General features: G+C 35.9%; 20 protein-coding genes. 2 read left to right on the top strand and 18 right to left on the bottom strand.

The window, feature by feature from the left end; translation table 11 throughout:
• Positions 1–257 precede the first annotated feature (257 nt).
• The 10 genes from BCR25_RS15685 to BCR25_RS15640 form a co-directional block, all read right to left on the bottom strand.
• Positions 258–1016, bottom strand: coding sequence for a MurR/RpiR family transcriptional regulator (locus BCR25_RS15685; protein ID WP_069664546.1), 759 nt, complete (start codon positions 1014–1016; stop codon positions 258–260).
• Positions 1017–1060: 44 nt separating this feature from the next.
• The gene (locus tag BCR25_RS15680) at positions 1061–1990 is read right to left on the bottom strand and encodes an ROK family protein (protein ID WP_069664545.1); all 930 of its coding nucleotides are present in this window, start codon (positions 1988–1990) and stop codon (positions 1061–1063) included.
• A 137-nt stretch (positions 1991–2127) separates the two neighbouring features.
• Positions 2128–2985, bottom strand: coding sequence for a hypothetical protein (locus BCR25_RS15675; protein WP_069664544.1), 858 nt, complete (start codon positions 2983–2985; stop codon positions 2128–2130).
• Positions 2986–3141: 156 nt separating this feature from the next.
• Complete coding sequence (locus BCR25_RS20605; protein WP_069664543.1) at positions 3142–4365, bottom strand: TPM domain-containing protein; 1224 nt, start codon at positions 4363–4365, stop codon at positions 3142–3144.
• Between the two features lie 310 nt (positions 4366–4675).
• A complete protein-coding gene (locus tag BCR25_RS15665; protein ID WP_069664542.1) occupies positions 4676–5389 on the bottom strand; it encodes a WxL domain-containing protein in 714 nt (237 codons plus the stop codon).
• Positions 5379–5750, bottom strand: coding sequence for an EF2685/EF0750 family sortase-dependent surface protein (locus BCR25_RS15660; protein ID WP_069664541.1), 372 nt, complete (start codon positions 5748–5750; stop codon positions 5379–5381). Before BCR25_RS15660 ends, BCR25_RS15665 begins: the two co-directional genes overlap by 11 nt.
• Before the next feature lie 13 nt (positions 5751–5763).
• Positions 5764–8259, bottom strand: coding sequence for a hypothetical protein (locus BCR25_RS15655; protein ID WP_069664540.1), 2496 nt, complete (start codon positions 8257–8259; stop codon positions 5764–5766).
• Between the two features lie 38 nt (positions 8260–8297).
• A complete protein-coding gene (locus tag BCR25_RS15650) occupies positions 8298–9455 on the bottom strand; it encodes a WxLIP family cell surface protein (protein ID WP_069664539.1) in 1158 nt (385 codons plus the stop codon).
• Between the two features lie 261 nt (positions 9456–9716).
• On the bottom strand, positions 9717–10472 hold the full coding sequence (locus BCR25_RS15645) for a WxL domain-containing protein (RefSeq protein WP_139124606.1): 756 nt from the start codon (positions 10470–10472) through the stop codon (positions 9717–9719).
• A 41-nt stretch (positions 10473–10513) separates the two neighbouring features.
• Positions 10514–11299, bottom strand: coding sequence for a WxL domain-containing protein (locus BCR25_RS15640; protein ID WP_069664537.1), 786 nt, complete (start codon positions 11297–11299; stop codon positions 10514–10516).
• 435 nt (positions 11300–11734) lie between these two features.
• On the opposite strand from BCR25_RS15640, the gene BCR25_RS15635 reads away from it, so the two are divergent.
• Complete coding sequence (locus BCR25_RS15635; RefSeq protein WP_069664536.1) at positions 11735–13297, top strand: AcpB/EbpR/MafR family transcriptional regulator; 1563 nt, start codon at positions 11735–11737, stop codon at positions 13295–13297.
• Between the two features lie 593 nt (positions 13298–13890).
• Here the strand turns inward: BCR25_RS15635 and BCR25_RS15630 are convergent.
• The 6 genes from BCR25_RS15630 to BCR25_RS15605 all read right to left on the bottom strand — a co-directional run bounded on the left by BCR25_RS15630 (position 13891) and on the right by BCR25_RS15605 (position 22592).
• Entirely contained in the window at positions 13891–14781 is an 891-nt protein-coding gene (locus BCR25_RS15630) for a helix-turn-helix domain-containing protein (RefSeq protein WP_069664535.1), read from the bottom strand.
• Positions 14782–15040: 259 nt separating this feature from the next.
• The gene (gene uxaC / locus BCR25_RS15625) at positions 15041–16468 is read right to left on the bottom strand and encodes a glucuronate isomerase (RefSeq protein ID WP_069664733.1); all 1428 of its coding nucleotides are present in this window, start codon (positions 16466–16468) and stop codon (positions 15041–15043) included.
• Positions 16469–16478: 10 nt separating this feature from the next.
• On the bottom strand, positions 16479–17546 hold the full coding sequence (gene uxuA / locus BCR25_RS15620) for a mannonate dehydratase (protein ID WP_069664534.1): 1068 nt from the start codon (positions 17544–17546) through the stop codon (positions 16479–16481).
• Positions 17547–19178: a mannitol dehydrogenase family protein gene (locus tag BCR25_RS15615; RefSeq protein ID WP_069664533.1), complete on the bottom strand. Its 1632-nt coding sequence runs from the start codon at positions 19176–19178 to the stop codon at positions 17547–17549.
• Between the two features lie 352 nt (positions 19179–19530).
• Entirely contained in the window at positions 19531–21291 is a 1761-nt protein-coding gene (uidA, locus tag BCR25_RS15610; RefSeq protein WP_069664532.1) for a beta-glucuronidase, read from the bottom strand.
• Between the two features lie 23 nt (positions 21292–21314).
• Entirely contained in the window at positions 21315–22592 is a 1278-nt protein-coding gene (locus BCR25_RS15605) for a PTS sugar transporter subunit IIC (RefSeq protein ID WP_069664531.1), read from the bottom strand.
• Positions 22593–22741: 149 nt separating this feature from the next.
• Here BCR25_RS15605 and BCR25_RS15600 point away from each other — a divergent pair, with 149 nt between their 5' ends.
• Positions 22742–23422 (top strand): GntR family transcriptional regulator, encoded by a 681-nt coding sequence (locus BCR25_RS15600; protein WP_069664530.1) that lies wholly within the window; start codon positions 22742–22744, stop codon positions 23420–23422.
• A 232-nt stretch (positions 23423–23654) separates the two neighbouring features.
• On the opposite strand, the gene BCR25_RS15595 is transcribed toward BCR25_RS15600, so the two are convergent.
• On the bottom strand, positions 23655–24998 hold the full coding sequence (locus BCR25_RS15595) for a 6-phospho-beta-glucosidase (protein WP_069664529.1): 1344 nt from the start codon (positions 24996–24998) through the stop codon (positions 23655–23657).
• A gap of 47 nt (positions 24999–25045) precedes the next feature.
• A complete protein-coding gene (locus BCR25_RS15590) occupies positions 25046–26455 on the bottom strand; it encodes a PTS sugar transporter subunit IIC (RefSeq protein ID WP_169819031.1) in 1410 nt (469 codons plus the stop codon).
• Positions 26456–26493: the final 38 nt, after the last annotated feature.

The raw sequence follows: 26493 nt of genomic DNA, 5'->3' as shown, positions 1-26493 counted from the left end.
TCTCTAAACCCGAATAAACGGCGAGAAAAAAGCAGCTCCTTTGGAAATAAGCCGAAATTGCTGTAAAACACAACGAGTACCGAGTTGATGTTGCACAGTACCTACTTGGTCACAAAAATTTGAAGAGCACCAGGTAGGTACCAATTATCATCAGCTCGTAAACTCACTGTGATGCTTGGCAATTTTCGTGAATTTCTTCTTATTTCTTGGAGCTAAACACTTTTGTCTCAGCCTCAATTCCCTGCAACGCTATTCAATTATTCATTATTTCGAAAATCTCTAAGATAGCTGATCAGCGTTTCTAAAATTGCTATCGATGGTAGTTGACTAGTAAGATCAAGAAAAATATCTTTACGTTCTTCTTTGATCTCATATTCGATAGAGTAATCGCACAGCTGTGCTAGTGTACTTTTTTTATTTAGCGTAATGCAGTACTTTTTCACAATATTCTTATCTTCTAAGCCAGCAATAACTTCGATCAATTCCTTGGTTTCACCGGAGACACTCAAAAAAATAATCACATTTTTTTGATCTTTACGCAAAAAACTACGAATCGGATAAGTCAGATCATCCAAACTAATCGATAAATAGCCTAAACTTGCAAGTTTTCTTGCTATATATTGTGCAATTGCACCTGATGCGCCCATTCCCATAAATAAAATGAAGTCACTATCACGCAAATTTTGTGCCATATTTTTGATTTGATATTCTACATCCGGATGAAAAATCCCCATATTCAAAGAGTTCACCCGCTCTTCAATACCAATATGCTTTTTATTTTCTTCTTGACGGACATTGTCTAAATGGGACTTGATATAAAATCGAAACTCTGGAAAAGAATGGAACCCTATTTTTTGAACGAAACGAAATACAGATGTTGATGAAACATGGGCGCCGTCTGCGATATCTCGTACACGCATATAAGGAATTTTATCTATATTATTGACAACAAATCGATAAATTTCTTGTTCAACAGAGGACAGGTCATTTAATTTCAGATAATCAAATATCGCCATTTATGTTAATCTCCTTTAACTCGATAAAAAGATTATACCATAAATTATTTAGCAACCACTTGATGGACCTGATAAACAGCCCCAATCAATCCTGCATCATTTTTTAGCTTTGTCGGGATCACAGGTGCAATTGTTTTTCCTCTTAAATAGTTGATAGATGCATGTCTTTTTTCGATTTCTTCCAATGTTTTTTGAAGTTCTTTAAGGAAATAGTCATTTGCACTTATCCCGCCGCCAATTAAAACAGCTTCCGGATCAAAACAACTAATCAAATTTACTAACCCCACGGATAAGTCTACATAAAATTGTTTCGTAATCGCCGTTGCCAGTGCATCTCCATTTTCAGCTAATGTGAGTATCTCTCTTGCATCTTTCACAGGTGTATACTGTTCATTATTTTGCTGCAAGGCTTCATTGTACAGACGCACAAGACCACCCACAGTAGCCGTTCGTTTGTTGATCGATACATCCTCAAGATTTCCTTCTTCTGGCAATGTATCGATCATCATCCAGCCAAATTCTCCTGCCATCCCATGCGCACCACGATAGACTTTCCCATTGATGACAATGCCGCCGCCAACGCCCGTCCCTAATACGAGACATAAATAATTCTCCATATCAACCGCATTACCGATCCATTTTTCCGCTATAGCAACTGCATTTGCATCATTATCCACCGTCACCGGCAAACCAGTTACTGATTCTAATTTTTGCTTAAAATTTTCTCCATACAGCGGTCTGATTGCACCAGCCGTTAACATGAATCCATCTTCTTGAACGATCCCCGGTGCACTGATACCAATTCCTTTGATTGGATAGTTTGCCTGCGCATCTCGAACGATTTTTAGCAGACTCGTATAAAAAGCATCAGGCTCATATGCTGTCGCAATGCTCCCTTTTTCTAAGATGTTTCCATTCTCATCCAAAATACCGTACTTCACAGTTGTTCCGCCTATATCAAAGCCCACATACATACATAACACCCTTTATTCTTTATTTGAACGAGCCAAAAGATAACGCATTCATTTCCAATTATTGTATCATAATCTGCTAAGGATTTTTTCCCTTTCTAAAAGACAGGCTAAAAACCAAAAAACAACGGACTACATCGTTACAATTTTTTAGTAAGAGTACCTATTTTATTATCTTGAATATGAAACGTGTACGTGCTGCCTCCTGTACGTCCTCCATCCTTAGTTACAGTATCATAAGACAATCTATAAATCCCGTCATAAAAATTTGATGTATCTAACTGCTTGATCTTTAAATGTACTTTTCGATCCAGCTCATCGAGCGTGTCTGGAAATAATTCTTCTGATAAATTCTCATATGTGATATCAATTAAAATAAGTCCAAGTTTCATATATTTTTCAATGTCGATATCATAATAACCTTTAAATGGCTTATTCATCGTTTGATTGTTTGCAACATCTTTTTTGTACAACGCAAAATTATCAGAAAAAGAACCAATCTCCTCACTTGAATTTAACAAACGAAAAGTCATCAAGTACGGTTCCACTTCTTTGAATTTAAAATTTTTGATTTCTATTTTCTCATTGAGCTCTTTTTCGATAGTTTTTGCTAACATAACAGCCTCATCCTGAAAAGCAAAACTTTGAACTACACCGGAGTACATATTAAACACTGTTAAATCCTTTGCCCCAATGGCTTCTTTTTCTTCATCAAGCTCCGTCGTTTTATGTTCAAAAAACATTGTATTGCTAATTGTCACAGGTTTATCTTCAACAATTTCAGTATAGTCAAAAACCACTCTTGTATAAGGCGTTGAATAAAAATAGCCTTGTCCTTTGATACTATTAACAGATACTTTTCCATTTAATCCACTTTGAGCATATATATCTGAAATTTTTTGTTCATAAGTTTCCTTAGGAATACTACTACAACCACTTAACACAAAGAATAACGTAAACAACAAAAACAGCCCCTTATTTTTTTGCAACTTCAACATCTGAATAACTCCTTTTACTATGGTCTAACAAAAAACCGCTATCAAAACTATCCTGAAACAAATAAAAATTGAAATGAGCTGCCCACAAAACTGTACATAGAAATCACAAGCTTTTCGGAGCAGCCCTACAATACTATTTAACCTAAAAATACTTTATTACCAACCACCAGAAGCGCCTCCGCCGCCAGAAGAACCACCACCAAATGAATCTCCACCAGATGATCCCCCACTAGATGATCCGCTGTTGCTATAGGAACTGTACGATATATAATTACGTGTAATTATATATCCGCTTGAATCATACAAACGATTTCCTACTAGAACATTTTTGCCTTTGCGCTTCGCTCCCTTATGCTTAGACATGATTTTTCCAGTATCGATCATCGCCTTAAGTCTGTGAGTAGTAAAAATAAAAAACGGCGCAGCAAGGTACAGGTAATAGATCTCTTCTTGCGACAATTGATTAATGTTTTGCTTTAATTTTTTGGTCATCAGCAAACCTAAAACGCCCCAGCCTGAACAAAGCAATAAGATGACGATTAAAACAATAATAACCCTTCGAGTATCGCCTAGGTCTTCTTCTGCCTCTTTTATTTTCCAATCATATTCAGGCGTAATAGAACCGATATGGCTATATAATTGGTCTACAATACGATTCGTGCCTTTATCATAGGCTTTACTTTTAAAATCTGAAATCGTCTCTTCATCATCAAGAATAGAGCCTGCTAGGTAATCGGTCACTGTTGATTCTAACCCATAGCCGACTTCGATCCTTGTTTTCCGCTCCTTGATCGACATCAAATACAAAATGCCATTATCTTTTCCTGCTTGACCAATACCTAATTGATTAAAAACGGCTGTAGCAAATGATTCGATCGTTGCAGATTTTGGCAATGATTGAATCGTTACAACCATCAATTGTTGTCCCTCATTAAATTGTGAAAATTCTTTATTCATCTGATAAATTTTCTGCTTAGTTTCATCTTTTAGCACCTTTGCATTATCCGAAACAAAAATATTATTTCTGTTGATCTTTAACTCTTTTCCATCAATAGTTACTGTATAATTTTCTTCGTCATTTCCCCAACTACTCGTTAACTCTTTTTGCGTTTGTTTAAATTTTTCTTTTTGATCAGCTGTTAATGAGCGCTGCATTTCTTCTTTAAAAACTGCGCGTTCTTCTTTTAACTCCGCTATGTTTTCTTTCGAAGCATTATAATTCGATATTCCGACAGATACAACAAATACTAGGAATAAGGAGATGATAATCCCTATGACCAAATTGATCCAAGCACCAATAGATTGTAGCAAGAATCTTTTTTTAAAACGCTTATACCAAGTATGTGAAACTGAATAGTTCTCCCGTTTTGCTTTTTTCATTTATTTTCTCCTGATTTTTTAATCCATTCTATTCATTTGCATCGATAATCTCTTATACAATTTATTATTTACAGCCCCAGTAAAGTATAACTACCTCTTTATTTTAGCAAAGCCTTCAGGCAAATGACAAGGTGTCTATTAACTATCTGAATGAACAAAAATAGAGAGTCAAACAAAACGAAAAATCCGTCTTGCTTCACTCTCGTATTCAGATAAGCATTTTTAATTCACATCAAAAACCTGTACACAAGTCTAATCTATACAACCTTCATTCTTACACGAGGCTACATAGATTAACCGGCTACAAATTTTAGATTTCCCCTGTGGCTAATGTCCAAGTAAAAGAAGTTGTATATCTACCTTCTTCTTTAGCGACATTGCCAGGTACTTTTAGCTGAATTGATTTTTCAGCATCTTCTTCATTACCAAATGTACCGATCCAAGTACCCGTTCCATGATCCTTTGAAGCAACAAGAAGCGGACTCAATTGTCCATCAGGATCAAGTTGAATCATTCCTTTGGCTACTGGTTCATCACCATCACCTAAAGTAAAGATTTCCGGTTCCTGTAAAACAACTTGTGCTCCTTTTAAAGAACTGCTTTCTGTTTTAAATTGGCCGTTTTGCTGAATATACAATGTCCAGCCAGCGTTTTTTCCAGAATTATCGGTCACTTGAAAAAAGTTCGGTACTTCTTTTTCTGCTCCAGTAATAGTATAAACAACATCTTTCCTAGCATAATAATTTTCATCTTTATTACTAGATTCATGACTTGAAAAATTCCAGTCAGATGCGTAATCGATACTTAAAGGTCCTTCTGTTCCTGGTTTTTCTTCACCTGGATCAATGACAGTTGGAGGATCAGTTGGATCTACTGGCTCAACGATAGAAAGATTTTTTTCATAGCGTAAAACAGCATCTGAATTCGTCTGTCCACCGTCCTCAGCCCAAACGTTGTTCCCAATCAATGTACCGCCAGCGATCAATACTGCCATTCCTAAAAATAACCGTTGCTTAGTTTTCATTCTTTTCCCTCCTTCTCTGTCTTAGAAGGAATAAACAGAACAACACAAGGAGTAAGCCTATCCCTACAGTTGAAAGAGTAGAAATAATTTCACCTGTAGAAGGTAATTTACCAACAGGTTTTACACTGGAGGAAGTTGAATCATCTTCGGAATCTTTTCCTCCAGAAGGCTTTTGTCCATTCTCTTTTTCAGTTGTTTCTGTCGTTTCTTTTGTGTCCGTAGTTCCAGTGCTTTTCGTAAATTCTACCACACCATTCGTTGTATAGTTGGAAGCATAAACTGGCTGATTAAAGCTGTTAAAGCAAGCAATCATGCCCAAACACAACAAAAATGAAATAAATCGTTTTCTGTAATTATTCATTTAAACTTCCCCCTTATCTTGTAGGATCACTTGTCAATGTCCATGTTACAACTGATGTGTAATTTTTTGATTTTACTTGCCCTGGCTTCACTTTTAATAGTAATCCATCATCTTTGGACATCATTATTTCATAGTTTGAAGAAGCGTCAGCTGCAGAACCTTCCTTAACAATGGAACTGTTCGTAGGAGAAACCACTTCTTCTAGTCCGTTTCTTTTGTTAATTAAGATGTTTTCTACTTCTTCTCCATCAGAATTTTTGAAATTCTCTGCATTCACAGTCAACAACCAGTCAACGCCTAAAGAGGTGTTTAACAAGATGTCCACATTTTCTTCTTTATTTACATAAGTAGTTGAAGAGTTGATCGCTGTTTTTTCAAAAGCGATAGTATCAGGTACTTCGACGATTGCAAGTTCTTGCTCTTCATCATCTTCTACCAGAACATTTATCTCACGATTTACCTTTGCATTATCTTTACCTGTTGCTGTAATCACAGCCTTATAAGTGCCTTCTTCTGCTTTGGTCGTGGTACTAGTCACCGCTGCTGAAGGGTCTGCTCCATCATCCATTTTCCAAGCTTTTAATTCAGCTTTGTCTTGGATCAGTTTTAGTAAAGCTGCTTCATTTTCACAAGCGTTTACCTCTGCAACAGTCAATTCAACATCGATTGCATCGATTGCAACCAAATCATCTTCGAATAGTTCAGTATTCTTTCCGTAAATATTCGTTGGTACTTTTACCTCAACCTTATCAATATCTGGTGTATTAGAGTCTGCCAAAATGACATCTGACCATTTAAAACCAATGTCTGATGTATCTACAGGACCATCGGCACCATAACTTAATACAGGATCATGGATCGTATTATGCTCTTTAATGATCGCATCGAAAGGATCCAATGAGAGCTCTTCCTTTTGTTTGACTTTCGCAATCTCAGGTGTCGCTTCCAGATGACGAACCTCTTCATCTAGATCTACCATGTTCGATTTAACACCTATATTGTTTTCAGCATATAATTCAACTATATTATCACCTAAATGTAAGCGAGACTGATCTAAAGGAATGTTGCCATCCGTATGATGGTTTTCATCTAATTGATACTCATCGATCAACTCAGGCTCATCATCATTATATTTGATATAAAGCTTGTCACTTTGCCCTTCAACATCATCTAAATCAAAATGAATATCCGCAGGTGTGCTAGCTGTATCATAGTAGACATGTTCCGGTGTATCTGCGTCAAGCTCTGGTTCTGTTTTAGCATCACCATAGTAATAATCAGCTCCGGTAGTCAAGGACTCACCAGGTTTCAACGTTTTTACATCTGTACCTAATTGATACCCTGAATCTCTACCTGGAATCATTTGCTGATTCTTTGTCCAATCTCTGCCTTCATATCCAGGAGTAGCAAAGTCATCCCCAAAGGCATTGTTATAACGAACACTTGTGTATCCGCCAGAAGTAGAACCAGTGATCATCCCTGGAATGAAATGAGTATAGGCAGTTAACCAGTTTTTATTATTGTCTTGCAAGATAACGTTAAATTGTTCTTTCCCTTTCACCTGCATATAAAAACCTTTATCCGCTCCTAGCGAATAGATAGGCACAGAGTCACTGTCTACAAAAGTATCAACATATTCCATAACAGCAAAATCGATATCTTCTTCTCGGTTGTTGATGAATTCCCATCTTTGACTGGATACGCCTTTTGCTTTATCCAGCACTAAAGTAAACTCAATATCAAATCCATCTTCTGTATACATAACTGCTCTTAACTCACCAGTGGTACTATCTTCACTATCTTTTTTAAAGAAGTACATTTCTTTGTCTTTCTGATAAGAATAGCGCGTGATCCCACTATTTCCCAATCCGATAATCGAATTATTCGATCCCTTATTGATTCGTGTACCATTCACATAAGGGTTGATACTTTGCGCCGTGAAATAATAGGAATTATTATAAACATATGACCGGTCGGCAGTTGTACTAGAACCTTTTTTTAGGATGATCGGTTCAAAATAACCATGTGAATACGTCCCAGTGGTGTTCACTCCTGCTCTTGCACGATCCATCATTCCACGGAAACCAAACATTACACCGCTCTCGGCTGTAATAAATCCATCTTTAGTCGTACCTGGTGTCAATGTTTCAAAGGAACTATCTATATTGAACTTCTCTCTTGTATACTCTTCACCATGATCAGTTAAAAGTTGTGGAGAAATATCTTCTGATTTCTCTTCCACATCCAGTTCAGAATCTGTCGTCGCTTCTTTAGATTCTGTTATCTTTGTAGTTTCTGTTGTTTCCGTTGATTCAGTTACATCACTTTCTATTTCTGAGGATTCAAGCTCTTCTTGTTTTTCGGAGGTTGTAAGATCTTTAGCTTTATAGTGTTCAGTTATTTCATCAGATGTGAAAGTGTTTGTCTGGGCTAACGCATGTGTCATTGGCATGAAAGCCGCTGAAATCAATACTGCACAGCTAAATTTTACTAAAAGTCTCTTCTTCATTTATCAGCCGCCTCGCTTTTCCATAGTCATTAGACTATTTACTTATTTCCTCTTTTTTTGTCGCCAGATCCTTTTTTAGATTTGACTTTTTTCTTTGGAGCTTTTTTCTTATTCTTTGTTTTTGGAGTATTCTCTGTTTTTTCATTTTCATCTTTTTTCTTTTTGCGTAAAACAAAGATGATTAAAATCAACAAAAGAATGATGATACATACTGCTGCAATAAGAATATATAGCCATAGTTTAGAATCTTTGTCTAATTCAACGGCAGCGTCATTTAACTTTTTCGCTTCTTTGTTGCTAATTGTAAAATACTTAGTCCAGTGATAGTCTTCACCATCACCTACTGCATCCATTTCAAGTCGGTAGGTTCCAGCTTTGAATTCTTTGTTGTCCCAAGAAATCGGAAAGTTAAAATTAGAATTTGGTACCATTCTCATATCTTCTTTTTTAGTTTCGTGCAGTACTTCTGTTCCTTTTTCAGTATAAACACGGGCATCAACACTTAAGTCTTTGACAATCTCAGCTTCTGTGTTTTGTAAGTTTGCCTGCACAAAATTACGATAATTCACTTGGGTTGGCACTACATCATTCAATTCTAAATGTGTCTTTACTTCATTTGTAGTTTCTCGTAAAGAAACACCTACCACGTATGCAAATTTATTTTTAATTTGGACACCGCCTTCGCTGGTGTCTTCAGTTTCTTCTTGTTTTTCGCTAAAATGTAATCCGCCTAAGATTAAACCATCATATTCTTCTTTAGGCATTTTGATATCAATTTTTGCCACAGCTTGCCCATTAGCGGGTAGCTTGATTTCGTCTTCTTGTGGTTTTACAATAGTAGAAAATGGTGTTTTCAACGTACTATCAAAGTCTGTTCTATCTGACTGACTGTAATCGGCTACACCGTTGTCGTTTGTAAAAGCCGTATTTGCATTCACTTCAACTGTTAATTCTTTATCTGTATTATTTTTTAAAGTTACATCTATTGTTTGACTTTGATCAGCTTTCATTTCTAAATCAAAGTAGGTCTTGCTTCTATCTTTTTGATTTTGGGGGATCTCTGGTGTGACAGCAAAACTCATGTTTTCTGCCAAAGCAGTAGTAGAACCAATTAAAAATTGGCAACCAACTACAACTAAAATGGAAGTTACTGTTAATAATCGAAGTAGTTTTTCTTTAATTATGATACTTTTCATTTCGTTTCTTTCCTCTTTTCTTAGCTTTGCGTAAGTATATGACACTCATATATCTTAGTTCCAAAAATTCGAATAAATGATATGAACAGAATGAATGCTCTATAATACAGCATTCACCCTGCACACAATTCAAGAACTATCACAATATCAATTTCCCACTTGGTTATATCAGATCACCTGCTGGTCATCCTCGATATGAGACCGCCAAATAGGTACTGCTTAAAGTTCTCTGCTCTGCCAAACCTTCACAAAAAATGAGGATTAAGCTTCGCTTGCTACTAAAGTCCAAGTCAATTCAGATTTGTACTCTTCGTTAGCGATTTTCTTAGCTGTTCCTGGTACTGATAAAGTAACGTCTTGGTTTTCTTCTTTTGGATCTTTTGAAGCTTCTTCTCTATCTTTAGGCTCACCAAATGAATATGACCATGTTGCCATACCTTGATCTTCTTTAGCGCTCATTACTTTAGCTGCGCTACCTACTGGGATTGTTACTGTTTTATTTACTGTTGATGGTGTTGCAGAAGTTGGAGCATCGCCCATGTTAACAACTTCACCATTTGTAATTTTTAATTCTGCCCCTGCTAAAATAGCTTCGTCAGCTGTTTGGAATTCAGAACGTTCTACTTGTAAGTCCCATCCATCATTTGTACCACGGTTATCTGTGATTTGGATGAATTGAGGAATGTATACTGATCCTTCTTCATAGTTCCATTTAGCTAATAGTGGGTGGTAAGCTTTTGTGCTACCAGAAATTTTTTGTTCGCCAAATTGCATATGTGTTACATAGTCAATTCTTAGAGGGCCGTTTTCACCGCCACCTCCACCTGGTTCTGGATCTGGTTCACCTGGATCTGGATCTGGATCAGGCTCACCTGGGTTACCTGGATCTGTTGGGCCTTCATCTTCTACGAATGTTACAGTTGCATTTGATGTTGCTTCATCAGCTAACGCTGGAGTTGCAATTCCTAGTACCAATGCGCTTAACGCAAGGCTACTAATTAATTTTTGCTTTGTCATTTTCAATGTTATTTCCTCTTTCTATTGTTAAGTTTTATTTTTTATACTTCTGCTTGAGATAAAGTCCAAGTTAATTCTGATACGTAAGTTGCATCTTCATTTTTCTTAGCTTTACCAGGAACTTCTAATGTTACAGCACTATTTGTGTCAGTGTCGTTACCATATTCTTGAGCACCGAAAGCAATACTGTTGACACCCATACCTTTATCAGTTGCAGGTGTAACGATTGTTTGGTCTTTTGCTTGTCCGTCTAATTTGATGTTGCCAGTTGCAGCAACTTTTGTAGTGTCGCCATTGTCGTTTTGTGTAAATATTTGGTTATCTGAACCTAAAGTCAAAACAGCTCCTGCTAATTCTTCGTCTGTGTCAGCATCTACAAATTGTGTATTTGAAACTTCTAATTTCCATCCGTCATTTTTACCACGGTTATCTGTTACTTGAACAAATGTTGGTAGGTAAACTGTTTCGCCTTCGCTATTTACTGAACCGTTGTATTTAGCGTAGTATTTTTGTGTACTACCTGAAATTTTACGGTTACCGAAGTCAATACCTGATACGAAATCGATTGTTAGAGGACCTTCCATGTCTCCTCCACCGTTTCCGCCGCCACCTGGCTCTTCGATGTCTGGATTTTCTGGGTCAACTGGGTCGATGATTCCACCGCCGCCGCCTTCTTCTCCGCCGTCTCCATCTTCACTAAATGTGATAGTTCCTTGAGAGTTTGTTTGTCCGCCAACTTCTTCTGCTGCGAATGCTGGTGTTACTGCTGAAACTGCGATTGCAGCTAAAGCTACACCGCTAACTAGGTTTAATTTGTTTAATTTCATTTCTTTTGTTGCTCCTTTGGAATTTTTATTTGGAAGTTTTACTAATTACTTTTGAAAAGTAGAGAACAACACTTAATGGCTGTTCTCTTGAAACTTTAGAAAAGTACCAGCAACAAGCACTTCCAACTTGCTGCATGGATTAGTATAGCTGGTTTTTACATCTAGTTTTTTTCATTTTTATATAAATAACATTTGTTTTTTGGAAAAACGGTGTTATGATAATAGATAAGCATAAATATTTTTTCTGAAAAAAACTTTATTTTTTCTGAAAATAACATTTCAAGATAACAATCTAGCATTTACCGCTGAACATATCGGCTAATGAAAGAGCTTTTTTTCTTTTTTTTGTTAAGTAATCTTCTTTTTTTTGAAATATTCTATTTATGTATCATTCATAATAAAAAATATATAAAGAAAGGATGTAACTATTTAATTATGATTCAGTTTCTAGATAATTCATTGCAAAAAAAATACCGTATTCTTGAAGTAATCAATAATTCTGTTGACTATTCCGCTACTCAGAACCAAATTCTAGACGAACTCAATATCTCTTTGGGAACACTCAAACGCTCTGTAAAGCTGATTGAAGAAGATTTTCAAGCATTCGGATGTGAAGATAAGATTCAGTTAACGTATAACGAAGAGAGCAAAGCGTATAACTTAATGATTGCTGAAAATTTTTCACTACAGTTTATCCGCTTATATTATTTAGAGAATTCTATTCGATTTAAATTAATAGAAGGAATGTTTACAGATACGCTAGGAGATATGTCTGAAGTGGCTGATCAACTCTATCTGACGTATTCATCATTGAGAAGAGAACTTCACTATTTAAAGAAGGAACTACAGCTGTATGATTTAACTATTGATACTAAGAAGAAAATCAAAATCAAGGGTAATGAACTACACATTAGACTTTTTTATACTATTCTTTATTTAGACTCGTATGGTGGTCAGTCTTGGCCTTATCAATACATTCACCAACACGATATCCATCAGATTTGTACTCTGTTTCCCTCAGAAATTTATAACCCTGCAATTGCTGCCAAAAGAATCTTGCTTAGTTTCTTCACTGCTAATTCACTTGTACGTGCAAAAAATGGTCATTTAATAGATTACAACGCTATCCAGGTTCCTTTATTTGATTCTCAAGATGCTTCTTATGAGCAGTCACTCGATGAATTAGGGGACGTTTTTAAAAAGATGCTTCCTCTTTTAGGAGAGAACCTCCGTCGTAGAGAAATACAGGCATTACTTAGTTGCGTTTTAGCCTTCGGAAGTTATCCTGGTGTCGTTCGAGCTTCAAAATTCTTCTATTTAAATAAAGAATTGCAGGAACAAGATTTTTTGAGTAGTGTTTTTCATTTAATGAATCAATTAGAAAGCTTTGCACTATCAACAATCACGAATGATGAATATAATAGTATTTTTAATAAAATTTGTCTGTTACATTATCGAATTCTATTGTTTAATAATACCTCCTTTATTAACTTACCCATTTGGGCTGACCCTAATGATGATCTTGTCACGTATAATCGTCAACGAATCGCTTTATTTACTAAAGCAATCGAAAATGAATTTTCACATCCTACTATGTCTAAATTTACAGATTACAAAAACTACTTACTTTATGAATATCACAATATTTTGCTGCATACATTAGATTGGGAAAAGCACAAGCCAAATATTCGCGTACTTTTTCTTTCCAAATTTGGTAGTCATAAATTAGAAACTCTAGTTACAAATGCTTTTCAAGCGCTGTATAATTTTGACACTGTCAACGAGCTTTCTCCTCAGGTAGACATGATTGTAAGTGATATGATTTTGTCTGATCAAACTATTTCTGGAATAGGGGCTACGCAGCCGATTATTTATGTGCAGCCGACGATTTCTTTATCTGATTACAGAAAAGTGAGTAAAAAATTAGCTGAATTAACTTGGAAAAAGCTTAAAAAGAATATAGATACGCTGGAGCGTACTGATGACTTTGAGGCGTAACGATGGACTAAATGCTTAAAATACTGGCTTCATCATGATTGTAAGAGAATAAACAATATCTGCTCTTTTAAGCTCTACACGCTCTTACTAACATAGAAAAGTGATACAACAATCAGGAAAAAATTCTGATTGTTGTATCACTTTTCTTTTTGTGCTAATAAAAAGCCTCTCACCAACGTATATATAAGCTAACTAGAAAGTTAAACTGAGCAATTACGCTTTATAATACTGTCTCATTTTCAGTAAAAAATACGCGTGGCTAAGCTTATAACAGGTTTTTACCTATAATAAAAAGACCCTCTAATGAAAGTCTCTTCAACGCCTTATCAACTAACTGGATCAATAAAAACCAGACAGTTTCCTAATAAAAACTTCTATATATTATAATTTTTGTGAAACAAGCATACATATTGTGGTATGCTAATAGTGTAGTGAAAAATACAAAAAGGCGGGCAAATGATTTAAAAAGTCTTCAAGTCGTTTTTTAACAGACTTATGCTAAGGAAGAAACTAGCTAGAATTTCATTATTACGTATAGCTACTCTTTCACGAATAGTCAGTTAGTGACGCTCTTGATTATCATGGTCCATAGATTATAAATCAGCTTGAATAAAAATAGGAATATCTTTGCTTTCTGAAAGGATCGACATTACTTCTCGCTCAATACTTTGTGCAAAATGCTGTTCTCCAAGCTTCTTTAATAAGTCGATGTAATCAAAAATTTTTTCTTTGTATGTTTCTTTTCCAGTCAGTAAATAGTTTGTCAAATTATCCAAGTACTGAATGACAAGTTTATAGTCAAAGGTAAGATTACCGCCTCTTTTAGTTGCTAGTTTTAGGTAAGATAGGCTTTCTTCATATTCCTTTTTACGTAAGAGCGTTGTGATTAAATTATTGATCATATTTTTAATAAATTCTGTTGTTTCAACATTCCTGATCTCAATATCTTTGACGGGCAAGGCTTTTTGAGCTAGATTCTTGATTTGTTTATCATTAAATAAAAAAATTGTATTAGATAAAACGGCATAATCATATTGGAAAAAATATTCTTTCTCCATTAGTAGTGCATAAATTTCATTTAACTCTTCTTGATTCAAGGGAGCAACTTCTTTCCAAAAATTGGAGAATAATGTTTTTATACCGATAAAATTCGCCATATCTCTAAGATGCATGTCTTTAGAAAAAAATAATTGATTGTAGTACGTAAGCAATTTCTTTTTACTTGATCCATCCGTTGGATTATTCGCACATTGCTTAAACAATTTACGAAACTTTTTTTGTTCCATGCTGTCTTCTAAATATTCTGAAAATTCTTCTAGTGGAATAGAAAATCGTTCTAGGATATCTGTTAATTCAGAAAACCTTAAAACCTTTTTCCCTGTCTCGATTTTAGAATAAACAGACGTATCCGCGTAGGTAAGAATATCTTTTTGCTTTAGATGTCTATTTTTTCTAAAAAAATAAAGTGCTTCTTCTACATTCATTCTAATTTCACTTCCTTTTGTATAAGTATAGCACATTATTACATATATATTGTTTGAAATAAAAAATTTGAAAGGGGGGATTCCAATGTTGACAGTTGCTACTGCAGTTGCTATTTCAGTTTTTATTTGGGTTAATGTTTAATTTGGTGAAACAGCAGTTATCCAAGAAAACTATTTAGCGCATTAAAAAGCCCCTTGTGTCTTTTGATACAGGGGCTTTTTTAACTTTTCTAGTGATACTCCTTTAGCTATTACTCCTCTAATCTGAAGAAGTATCAAAAAAGCCAAAATAATGTTCTGCATTGTGATAGCTAATATTTTGGACAACCGCACCTATCTCTTCTTCATTATCTGGCAGTCGTCCCTCATTTATCCATTCACCTAAAAGCTGACAAAGAATTCTTCTAAAGTATTCATGTCTAGGATACGACAAGAAACTACGAGAATCCGTCAGCATCCCCACAAAATTACCTAGCAGACTTTGCTGAGAAAAAACAGTTAATTGTTTACGCATTCCATCATACGTGTCATTAAACCACCAAGCACAACCAAGTTGAATTTTTTGCTGACTTCCTCCTTGAAAGCTTCCCATCAACGTAGCAAGTTCCAGCCAATTATTTTGATTGAGTGAATACCATATCGATTTTGGGACTGATCCCTTTTTTTCTGCCGCAGCATATAATCTTTTTAGATTGCCGGTAATTTCAGTTTGGTCTCCAATAGAATCAAACCCTGAATTGGCTCCAATCAGGTCAAAATTCAACTGACTTGCATTTCTAAATACATTCATATGCAGCTGCATGGTCCAATTCCTTTTTTTATAGATAGACATTAAATATAATTGAAGGTAGCTTTGATAGTTGGACCTATCTGAGTCAGAGATGGCTTTATTATCTAAAGCGTTAATAAAAATGTCATTCACAGTGTCATAGTCTGAGTCGCTATAATAAAAGTTATTTAGTCCATGATCTGCTAATCTACCATTTAAATCATGGAAATATGAAATTCTTTCATTTAAGGCTTGCTCTAAATCTGACAGATTTTTTATAGAAAGCTTAGCGCATTCTCCCAACAACGCAACATAGTCGCTGAAGCTTGAATCAGAAATAGACATAATTTTATCCGGACGGAACGTTGGCACAACCTTGAATCCATTGATTTGTTCTTCATTTTTTAATAAGCGATGATAATTCAGCTCACTGATGGGATCGTCTGTCGTTGCGATTAATTGAACATTCATGGCATTAATAAGCGCTTTAGGTTTAAAACTGGGTTGTTTAAGCAGCTCGTTTGCTCGTTCCCAAATAAGCGTTGCATTTTCCTCTTTGATTACTAAATCAATATTGAAATAGCGTTTCAACTCTAAATGGCTCCATTCATACACTGGATTTCCATAGGCCTTCTCGATAGTTTTAACAAATGCTAAAAATTTATCAAAATCAGTTCCATTCCCTGATATCAATTCTTCTGGTACTCCATTTGCCCGCATTAAGCGCCATTTATAATGATCTCCTACTCCATCTTTGTTTAGCCAAATCTTAGTCAAATTTTCAAAATGCTTATTTTCATAGATTTCTTTTGGTTCCAAATGACAGTGATAATCAATAATTGGTTGTTGTTCTGCATACCCATGAAATAATTTCTTTGCCCATTCATTTTTAAATAAAAAGTCTTCATTAAGAAACATTCCGCTCACCTTATTTCCTTTTTTCTAAAGCTTCCCAGAGTCCATTCAAGTAACTCATTCCTATCGCTCTATCGTATAAACCATAACCAGGACGCCCCGTTTCTCCCCAGATCATTCGGCCATGATCCGGGCGAATAAATCCATCGAATCCATTATCATGAAGAACCTGCATGATTTTATACATATCTAATGATCCTTCCGCTGATAAATGAGGTGCTTCATAAAAATCTTTGTCTTGAATAAATTTTATATTCCTAACATGAGCAAATGGAATCCGATTTCGTTGGGTAAATTCTGCTAGTATTTGATACACATCATTTGCTGGATCTTCGCTAATGCTGCCAGTACACAAGGTTATTCCATTAGACGGACTATCTACGACCGTACAAATCCAATCTAAGTCTTCTCTATTCTTTACAATTCTAGGTAGTCCAAAAATCGAATAGGGCGGATCGTCTGGATGAATGGCCATTTTAACGCCTACTTCTTCACAAGTTGGTATAATTGCTTTTATAAAATAGGCAAAATTTTCTCTTAACTTCTTATTATCCACATCTTTATACGCATCGATCAACCCTTTAACATGAACCAATCTTTCTGGTTCCCAGCCAGGTAACGTATAATCGCCGCTGCTATTTTCTACATCTCTGATAATCTCTTCTGGACTTTTTTCAATTCCGGCTTTTTCAAATGCCATCGTTGTTGACCCATCTGGAAGAACATATTCTAGGTCTGTTTTGATCCAGTCAAAAACAGGCATGAAATTATAACAGATCACTTCAACGCCATATTCTGCTAAATTTCTTATGGTTTGTTTGTAGTTTTCGATGTATTCATCTCTAGTTTCTAATCCTAACTTTATATCTTCATGGACATTGACGCTTTCGATCACTTTTAAGGTAAGTCCACTCAACTCGATTTCTTCCTTCAGCGCTTTTATTTTTTCCTTTGGCCAAACCTCTCCTGCTGGAATATCAAACAACATCCCTACAATTCCTTTACATCCAGGAATTTGTCTAATGTATTGTAATGGAATGCTGTCATCCTTTTTTCCGTACCATCTAAAAACCATATCCATTTAGAATTTCTCCTCACGTATCATTATTTGTAGTGTTTCTCTCACTGCAAAGGGTTTTGAAACCAGTTGTTCCATGATCTTCTCAATTTTTGCTCCTAACCCGATGAGATATAGATCCATACCAAATAGTTCACGATTGCTTAAAATAGGTGCTAGCGCTTTGTGAACATCATTATCAGAACCTAGTCTTAAATGTTGAACACACGAAAATAATTCTTCATATAAAGGATCTGGGCTTGGTTCAAAGCTATTTCCAGCATCATCTATCCCCATTAAGTAACGGCACCACGCTGCGATAACAAAAGGGATAAATGTTAGTTCTTTTACCTCTAAGTTGGAGGAATTTACGTAAGAAGCTATCGTTTCACCAAAACGAACAGCTAATTTTTGTGAGGTATCCGTTGCGATTCGCTGAGGTGTATCTGGTATATTTGGATTCATAAATCTTTTGTAAATAGCTTCATCTATAAATCTTTTTGGATCGATGATTTTAGGATCTTGCACAACTGGCAATCCTTCTTTATAGCCGATATACTCAATCAATGCCAATAAATCTTTGTCTTGAACGGTTTCATAAATACTCTCATAGCCGAATAAGCAACCTGTAATAGCCAAAGAAGTATGTAAGGGATTCAAACAAGTAGTAACTTTCATTAAATCCACTTTATTGATTGTTTCTCTATCCGCCAAATAGACATTGTTCACCTTTTCAAATGCTGGACGACCATTAGGAAAATGATCTTCTATTGCAAGATAGCACGTTTCTTCTGTATTCACAAAATTTGCTAAAGATGCTCCAAAAGAAGTCGGAATCAATACCATGTTCTCGATTCCCTGTGCTTCTAGCGCTACAGCGATTTTCTCACTTGGACCTGGTGTAATTCGATCAATCATCGAATAGGGAAAAGAAACGTTATTGGATTCAAATAAGTAGGTAGCAAAATCTTTAGAAACATGACCTAAGGATACCCAACCCATTACAACCGTTTTAAGAGCCTCTTTTAAGCGATCTCCATTGTGGGAAAAATTATCTGTTGATACTAATGCAAGTGGTAGTTTTCCTGCTTCATAACGTTTCAATAGAAAATAAGCTAATTGTGACATTGTATTGGTGAGCTCATCATATTTCGGACCAACATTAATATCTGATTCAACCGTTTTTAATAGCTGACCAGCACTGTCTTTAACACCGTATCCTTTTTCAGTAATCGTCAATGTAACCAGCTGCAAACTTTTCTGTTTGAAATAATTACTTACAGTAGCAACCGCTTCTTCATTTTTATTGACAAAATAAGCGTCCGACGTTGATGCGATAAGTTCTTTTTCGAAGCTTCCGTCCACCTTCATAGTAACCGTTAAGCTTCTATTATTATTCTTTTGATAAACTTCTTTAATCAACGCTTCACCAAAATTCTCAACGACGACGATCCCTGTTTCCAGCAAGTTTTGATTCAGCAGATCCTGAGCTACTTTCGCATGGAAACATCTATAAAGATTGCCACCGCCAAAATGAAGCCATTTAGGCTGTTCTTTTGTTCGTTGCTTCATTAATACATCATCAAATAAAGGCATCTGGATATTTACATCTTTAAATTTATCTTTATTTACTATATATGACTCAGTTATTTTCATCTTTTTCTCCCATAATATTTTTTGCTATGTACATTGAAATAAAAGCGCCTAACCTCAAAATCTCATCAAGTACTGTACAACACTGTCTATCTGCGACGAGTCTTTGACGAGAAAGCATCAGCTCATCTCTCGTTGTATGTTAAAGAGAACGATTCAATAGCGCTATTGAATGATTTCTACTTGATGTTCTGCCATTTTTTGTAATTAACTTCTTTCAACTATAAGTGTCCATAGCACGTATAGTTGAAAGAAGCAAAGCATAGTTGCTCGTTTCTGCGCCAACGTTTTTTCTATTTCAGAGAATAGAGCACAACTGACCCTTACTTTTCACCCTTATCTAAACAAGCTAATTTCAAATCATTTCCCATCTTTTCTTTATTTCAAAAGCAATTGATTTTGGTCGTCTATCTCTTGTAAAGATCCCTTTTTTATTCCCGTCTATTCTTCTAATATTAGGAGCTGTTTCAAAATCTGCAAAATTCCAGAGATGCTCACCGATCACATAATCTAACTCATCTAATACATTAAAGTTTGCTTTATAAAAATCGATCTGATATTCTTCCGAATACGGTGTTCTATATAAAGAATGCAGCCCTGAAACGGTATCAGCTCCAAACTCTGAAAACATGATCGGCTTTTCTGGATATTTTTCGTGCCATTTCTTTATTTCATTTCGAAGGCCAATCATTGCAGATTCAAGGTCTCCATGATCGATATACCAACCGTAATATCTATTCAGGCATAAAATATCCACTAACTCTGCTGCTTGATCTAATTCTGGCGTGGCATTCACAATATTTGGAATCACGACCGGTCTTTTTTGATGGTCTAGCTGCTTCGTTAAGTCAACTAATGGTTTGAAATAATCATAGGCGCCCTGTTGATGACTAGCAGGTTCATTGGCAACAGCCCAAACCGCAACACACGCATGATTCTTATCTCTTTGAACCAACTCTTTTATCACATTTTTATGATTTTGATGGGTTTTGAGTGTCTCCCAGGTATTTTTATCATTAGTATTTAAATTTACATCGGCATGGAAATTGGTAAACAACCCCACTCCAGGTACTTCATTAATAACCACAAACCCTTCTCGGTCAGCTAGCTGCATCTCTTCTTCTGAATACGGATAATGTGACGTTCTAAATGAATTAGCGCCGATCCATTTCATCAAATTTTTATCCAGATTGGTTACTGCAGAATTTAAGCCTTTGCCGATCACAGGAAAATCTTCATGTTTTCCAAACCCTTTAAAATAGAACTCCTTGTCATTAATCAAAAACTTGTTATTTTCAATTTTTATAGTCCTAACACCAAATGCTTCCTTATACGTATCAAGTAATTGACCATTCTTAAATAGTGATACTTCCAAAGTATACAAATAGGCATTGAGCGGCTGCCACAATTTCGTATCCTCGATAACTAAGTGACTATCTATCGCTTTTTGACTATCGACAACCTGTCCACTCTCATCAAGAATTTTTATTTCTATTTCTTCATAAGAACCCTCAATCTCGAACATTGGTGCTACTTCTGTTCTTCCATTATCTTTGCAATGATAATCGATCACGATATCTTTAATATACGTTTGATTCGTTGTATATAATTTGACCGGACGATGAATCCCAGAATAATTGTAGAAATCAAATCTAGGAATAACTTTTTGCTTGCCATTTTTCTCTGTGTGGATGCCGCATGGAAGTGTGCTTTCATCTAATATATTTGAAACACATACTTTTAAATTATTCGGTCCCTCAGTGACAAATGAATCGATTTCTACCTCAAATGGCGTAAATCCGCCAATATGATGAGCCACTTTTACTCCATTCAAATAGACAGTCGCTTCATGAGTAACAGATGAAAAACGGATGACCTTTCTTTGATCATATATCGTTTGAGGGAGTGTAAAATTAGTTTCATACCAAAAATTTCCCGCATGCTCTCTAATTTCTTCATCTACAAATTGATCGTTTATTGAGCCTGGAACAGCTACTAAAAGAGTATTTTTTAAGGGCAGTGCTGGATCGATCGCTTCCTTTTTTTCTAGCTCAACGTTCCACATACCCGTGAGATCAATTAGATTTCTTGTTTGGTTTAAAACAGGATATAGCATTTATACTACCTACTTTCATCGTTTTATTGATTTTTTTGTTCTTCTAAATAGGCTTCCTTGTCTAACATTTTAAACCACGGATACCATAAAATCGGAGATAGAATCAGTTGTATCACAATTTGTAGAATGATAATAGAAACACTTCCTCCAATACTCGCGTGAAATCCTAGCGGCAAACCAAATACTGCTTGTGCACCGATCGTTCTTCCTACAAGGCCGATATTGGTCAAGAAATACGCTAAGCCTAAGGCAATAGAGTTATTAAAGATGAATGGAACCGCCATTTTGAAATTCAATACTAACGGTGTGCCAAAAATCACAGGCTCCGTTACTCCAAATAAAGCTGGAATGATCGATATTTTTCCCATCTCTTTATATCGCTGACTTTTACTAACAAAAAGCATGAGCACGACTAAGCCTAAGGCTGAACCACTCCAGCAAACGATATTTATAAACGCGTGTGTAACAATATTCGGAAGTTCTTGACCTGCTTCATATGCCGTTAAATTTTCAACATTTAGCGCCATCCATATCGGCGTTACGATAGGAGCAATAACATTGGTGCCGTGGATTCCTAAAAACCATAAAAACTGTTGAACAGCTATAATCAGCATAACGGCCCAAATCGAGCTGCCTAATCCTTGTAACGGTGTCTGTACAACTGTAAAAACAACTTGATGTATATTTCCAAAAGACGTCAAACTAATTAAATACGCTGCCAAAGCAGAAACTGTCCCTATTAAAATTGTCGGGATCAATCCTGCAAAAGACTGTGAAACCATAGGAGGTACACCAGCTGGCATTTTGATCGTCCAATTACGTTCTTTCATGAACACGTAGGCTCTACCAACCAATAACCCTATTATAATGGCAGAGAACATCCCGCTTGTACCAATCCAAGTTAACGGTATCGCAGTAATATTGCTATCTTCTACTGAAAAATTTCCTAACGGTGTAAAAACAAAAAAGCTCATTATGGCAATCAACCCTGCCATAGTTCCATCTTCAGCTAAATTAAACTTCAGTGTTACATTTTTAGCAATCAAAAAAACTAAATAAATAGAAATCGCACCGATTGTCAAACTATAAATTGCCCCAAAAAAGATATCGATCCCTATATCCTGAAAAAATGCTGCAACACTTGTAATTGGGAAGGCTTTAAAAATAACTGCAAACGAACCAAAAATCATAATCCCTATTAACGCCATCATTGAATCAGAAACAGATTTTACATATTTGTTATTACTAAACCTTGTAACGCCAGACAAAACATTGTCGAACTTGGATATTAACTTTTCCATAACTTTCACCCTTTAGCTATTTTCATTTATTAGTACACGCGCCAAACTAATATATTAGTATATTAGCATGCGCTTACAAAAAAGACAATAGCTTTTTTATAAATTTCGTTTATACTAGTTATATATTAATATATAACGGAGATGTTAGAATGATTACTTTAAATAATAAAGACGAAGCCTACACACAAATTAAAGAAAAAATAATTACATTAGAAATTTTACCTGGTCAAAAAGTATCAAAAAAAGATTTTGTGTCTATGCTCAATATAGGGGATACCCCGGTGAGAGAAGCTATCTTACAGTTAACAAGAGAAGGATTACTTATTGTAAAACCTCAAAGCGGCACGTTTGTTTCTAAGATCGATATGCAAAAAGTTCGGGAAGCAAAATTTGTACGAACCAATTTAGAATCTGCTGTCTTTTTAGAAGCTGCAGAAATCATAACAGCTGAACAAATCCAAGAGATAGAAAATCTTCTCGCCATTCAAGAAATTTTATTATCCAGTAAAACGCCCGATAGTTTTTTTGAATCAGACGAAGAATTTCATAAATTTTTTTACACGATCACTAGTAAGATGAATGTTTATAACTGGTTGCTGACTTTAAATATTCACTTAAATCGCTACCGTCATCTCACATTAGAAGTAAAAGAATTAAATTGGCAGGAAATCGTTACACAGCACAAAGAGATTGTAGCTGCTTTAAAAGAAAAAGATAAAACCAAACTACAGAATTTGATCACTTCCCACTTGAAACTGGTTGATGATAACTATACTTTTGTAAAAAAAGAGTTTCCTGATTATTTTGTTGATAGCAACATCAACGACTAAAAATTGATTGATGAAAAGTTCAGTGACATACGCAAATATAAAGTTTTTTCAATACCTGCTCTCCTTATAAGTCTGCTGTGTTCGTGTAGCTGATCGATGTATTAGCCCTACTAACAAGCAAAAAAAGAAACTAAGTCTGATTTTGACGATTGTGGTCAAATCAGACTTAGTTTTTTTGCAACGGTGTATATTGTATATCTATCGTCAATTAAGCACGTGCTTGATTAATCACTTATTTTACTGGATTTTTCTCAAACCATTCGCTGAATTGTGGTAAATAATCTTGATTTGCCCATAGCATATCCTGTAAAACCGCACGCGCTTTGTCGCTGTCGTTAACTAGTGGATTAATAGTTAGTGCTTTTAAAGCTGCAGCATAATCACCTGTCACACCTGCTTCAATCACCAATTCTTCATAAGCCTTCATCAAAGAAATTTGCCCTCTGATACTCGTTTCCAGTTTACCGACAGTCACTGGCAAGGCTCCTCGATGAGTAACGACACAATTACATTCGATTGCAGTATTATCAGGCAGTTCAGGTAATGTTCCGTTATTTCTAACATTCACATAATGGATTTTCCCATCACCATTATAGATAGAGTCAATCAAATTAACTGCTGCTTCGCTATAATGAGCACCCCCTCGTTCTTCCAGCTGTTTGGGTTTGATAGCAAGCTCCTTATCTTTATATAGTTCAAATAATTCTTTTTCTGTTTGCGTAACTACTTCTCCCCTAGTCCCTTCCTCTGCAGCTGCCCGCTTGCAGTCTGCCAGCATTTTTTCTCTAGTATAATAATACTTTAAATATCCTGCAGGTATCATACCGATTGCATCCAATACATCTGCTGGAAATGAAAAATTCGGAATATTTTTTGCTGATATCTCTGTTCCATCCTTGATTTTCTCGATAACTTCCCTTGTTACCTCTTTACCATTGACATAAATGTTTTTTCCAAAAACAAAATGATTTAATCCAGAAAATTCTACCGAAACGTTCGCTGCATCAGTTTCATATAGTTTAGCGATCTTATTAACGATACCAATTGGAATATTGCACAGTCCAACTACCTTGATCGATGAATGTTTCAACACTGTTTCCGTTATAATACCTGATGGATTCGTGAAGTTGATCAGCCAAGCATCCGGGCACAGTTCTTCCATATCTTTGCAAATATCAAGAATTACTGGAATTGTTCGCAACGCCTTCATGGCCCCGCCAGCTCCGTTGGTTTCCTGACCGATTAAATCATATTTCAATGGGATCTTTTCATCACGTATTCTTGCCGGAAGCAATCCGACACGGAATTGAGTTGTTACAAAGGCTGCACCTTCTAAGGCTGCTTTTCGATCTAGCGTCAAATGGATCTCGATTTCTGCGCCTGCTTTTTCTACCATTCTTTTGGCCAGTCCACCAACGATTTCCAGTTTTTCTTTGCCTGCTTCAATATCAACTAAATGAATTTCTTTAATTGGCAGTAAGCCATCCAATTTCTTTTGAATGAATCCTTCAATGATCTCTGGTGTATAGCTTGAACCGCCGCCGATCGTTACAATTTTTAATGCTTGTTTAGACATTTTATTTCTCTCCTTCTACTTTTATTTCTAGTTTAAATGGACTGAGCTTATATTTGTTGCTCTTGGGAAAGAGCTACAGATGCCATTTCTTCCTCTTCTTGTTTTTCTACTTTTGCTGTTTGCTGATCAAGTACTCTAAAGAATGGAAAATAAATTAGTAAATCCAGAACAATCAGACCAATAACGAAGAGTCCCGCTCGAATATCCATCGTCCCTAATGCTGCTCCGATTGGTGCTGGAGTAGTCCAAGGTGTTTCAACAAAGCCTTTGCCGATCCAACCGAAATACATGAAGAGATATCCAGCTATTGAATTGATCACTGGTACAAATATAAATGGCAGCATCATGATTGGGTTCAACACTAACGGCGTTCCAAAAATCAACGGTTCATTGATATTGAATAACGATGGAATAATCGCTATTTTTCCTAGTTGCCGCATTTGTGCAGAACGTGCTCTCAGCATCAGAAATGCTAATGCTAACGTTGATCCACCACCGCCAATTGCTATGATGTAAGACCAAAAAGGTTGCGTAAAGTAGTGCTGCAGAGGTTCTCCATTTGAAAAAGCTGTTGCATTTGCTACGATATATGCACTCATGAATGGTAAACGAACGAATTGAGTGATGCTGGCACCATGAAGGCCGAAAAACCAGAATAGTTGCGCCAAAAACGTAATCAGGCAAATACCGAGCAACGAATCTAATCCACTCATTGCAGGGGCTAACAGCTTCATGATAAGCGCTGGAATCAAATCACCACCAGTGATATTTTGAATCAATAAGCTGATTCCATAAAAGAGACCTGTACAAAGGAATAGCGGCAGTATCGCATCAAATGATGCAGCAATTGCTGGCGGAACGCCATCTGGCATCTTAAATCGAATATTCTTTTCCTTCAAAACTCGCATAATTTCTACACAGACAATACTAACAATAATAGCGGTAAATATCCCTTTTGCATCCAAATACTGCATTGGCAGACTTAGCAAACCCAAACTTGCCATTTCTTCTGATGACATATTTTCAGCAATCTGATTCAAAGGAACACCAGAAAAGGCAGGTGACGTTACTAATAGAAAAGTAACAGTAGAAACAATAGATGCATCTAATGCTGGCATTTCATATTCTTCAGCTAAATTATGCGCAATGGAAAAAGCAATAAACAGTCCCATCAATCCCATACTCATCATAAACGGTAACTTCAATGCTTGTGCATTCGCCTGAGCCCAGTCATACCATGCCAAGAGAAATCCTGTAAAAATATTCTTCTGAGTCATTTGCTCCGGATTAAATGGCGGTGTCGCAATGATCAAGCTAACCCCACCTAAAATCGAAAGCGGAATCGAAGAAACCATACCGTTCCTCAATGCAGTTAAATGTCTCTGTGCAGCTAATTTGTTGGCGATAGGCAATAAACTTTTTTCGGCTAGCTGATTAAACTTTTCCATAAAGCCCATGTTTGTCATCTCCTTCATTTTTTAGGATGTACCTTTCT

This window comes from Enterococcus termitis, assembly GCF_001730305.1.
GTDB classification, from domain to species: Bacteria; Bacillota; Bacilli; order Lactobacillales; family Enterococcaceae; genus Enterococcus_L; species Enterococcus_L termitis.
This window is presented reverse-complemented; position numbering and strand designations above follow the sequence as displayed.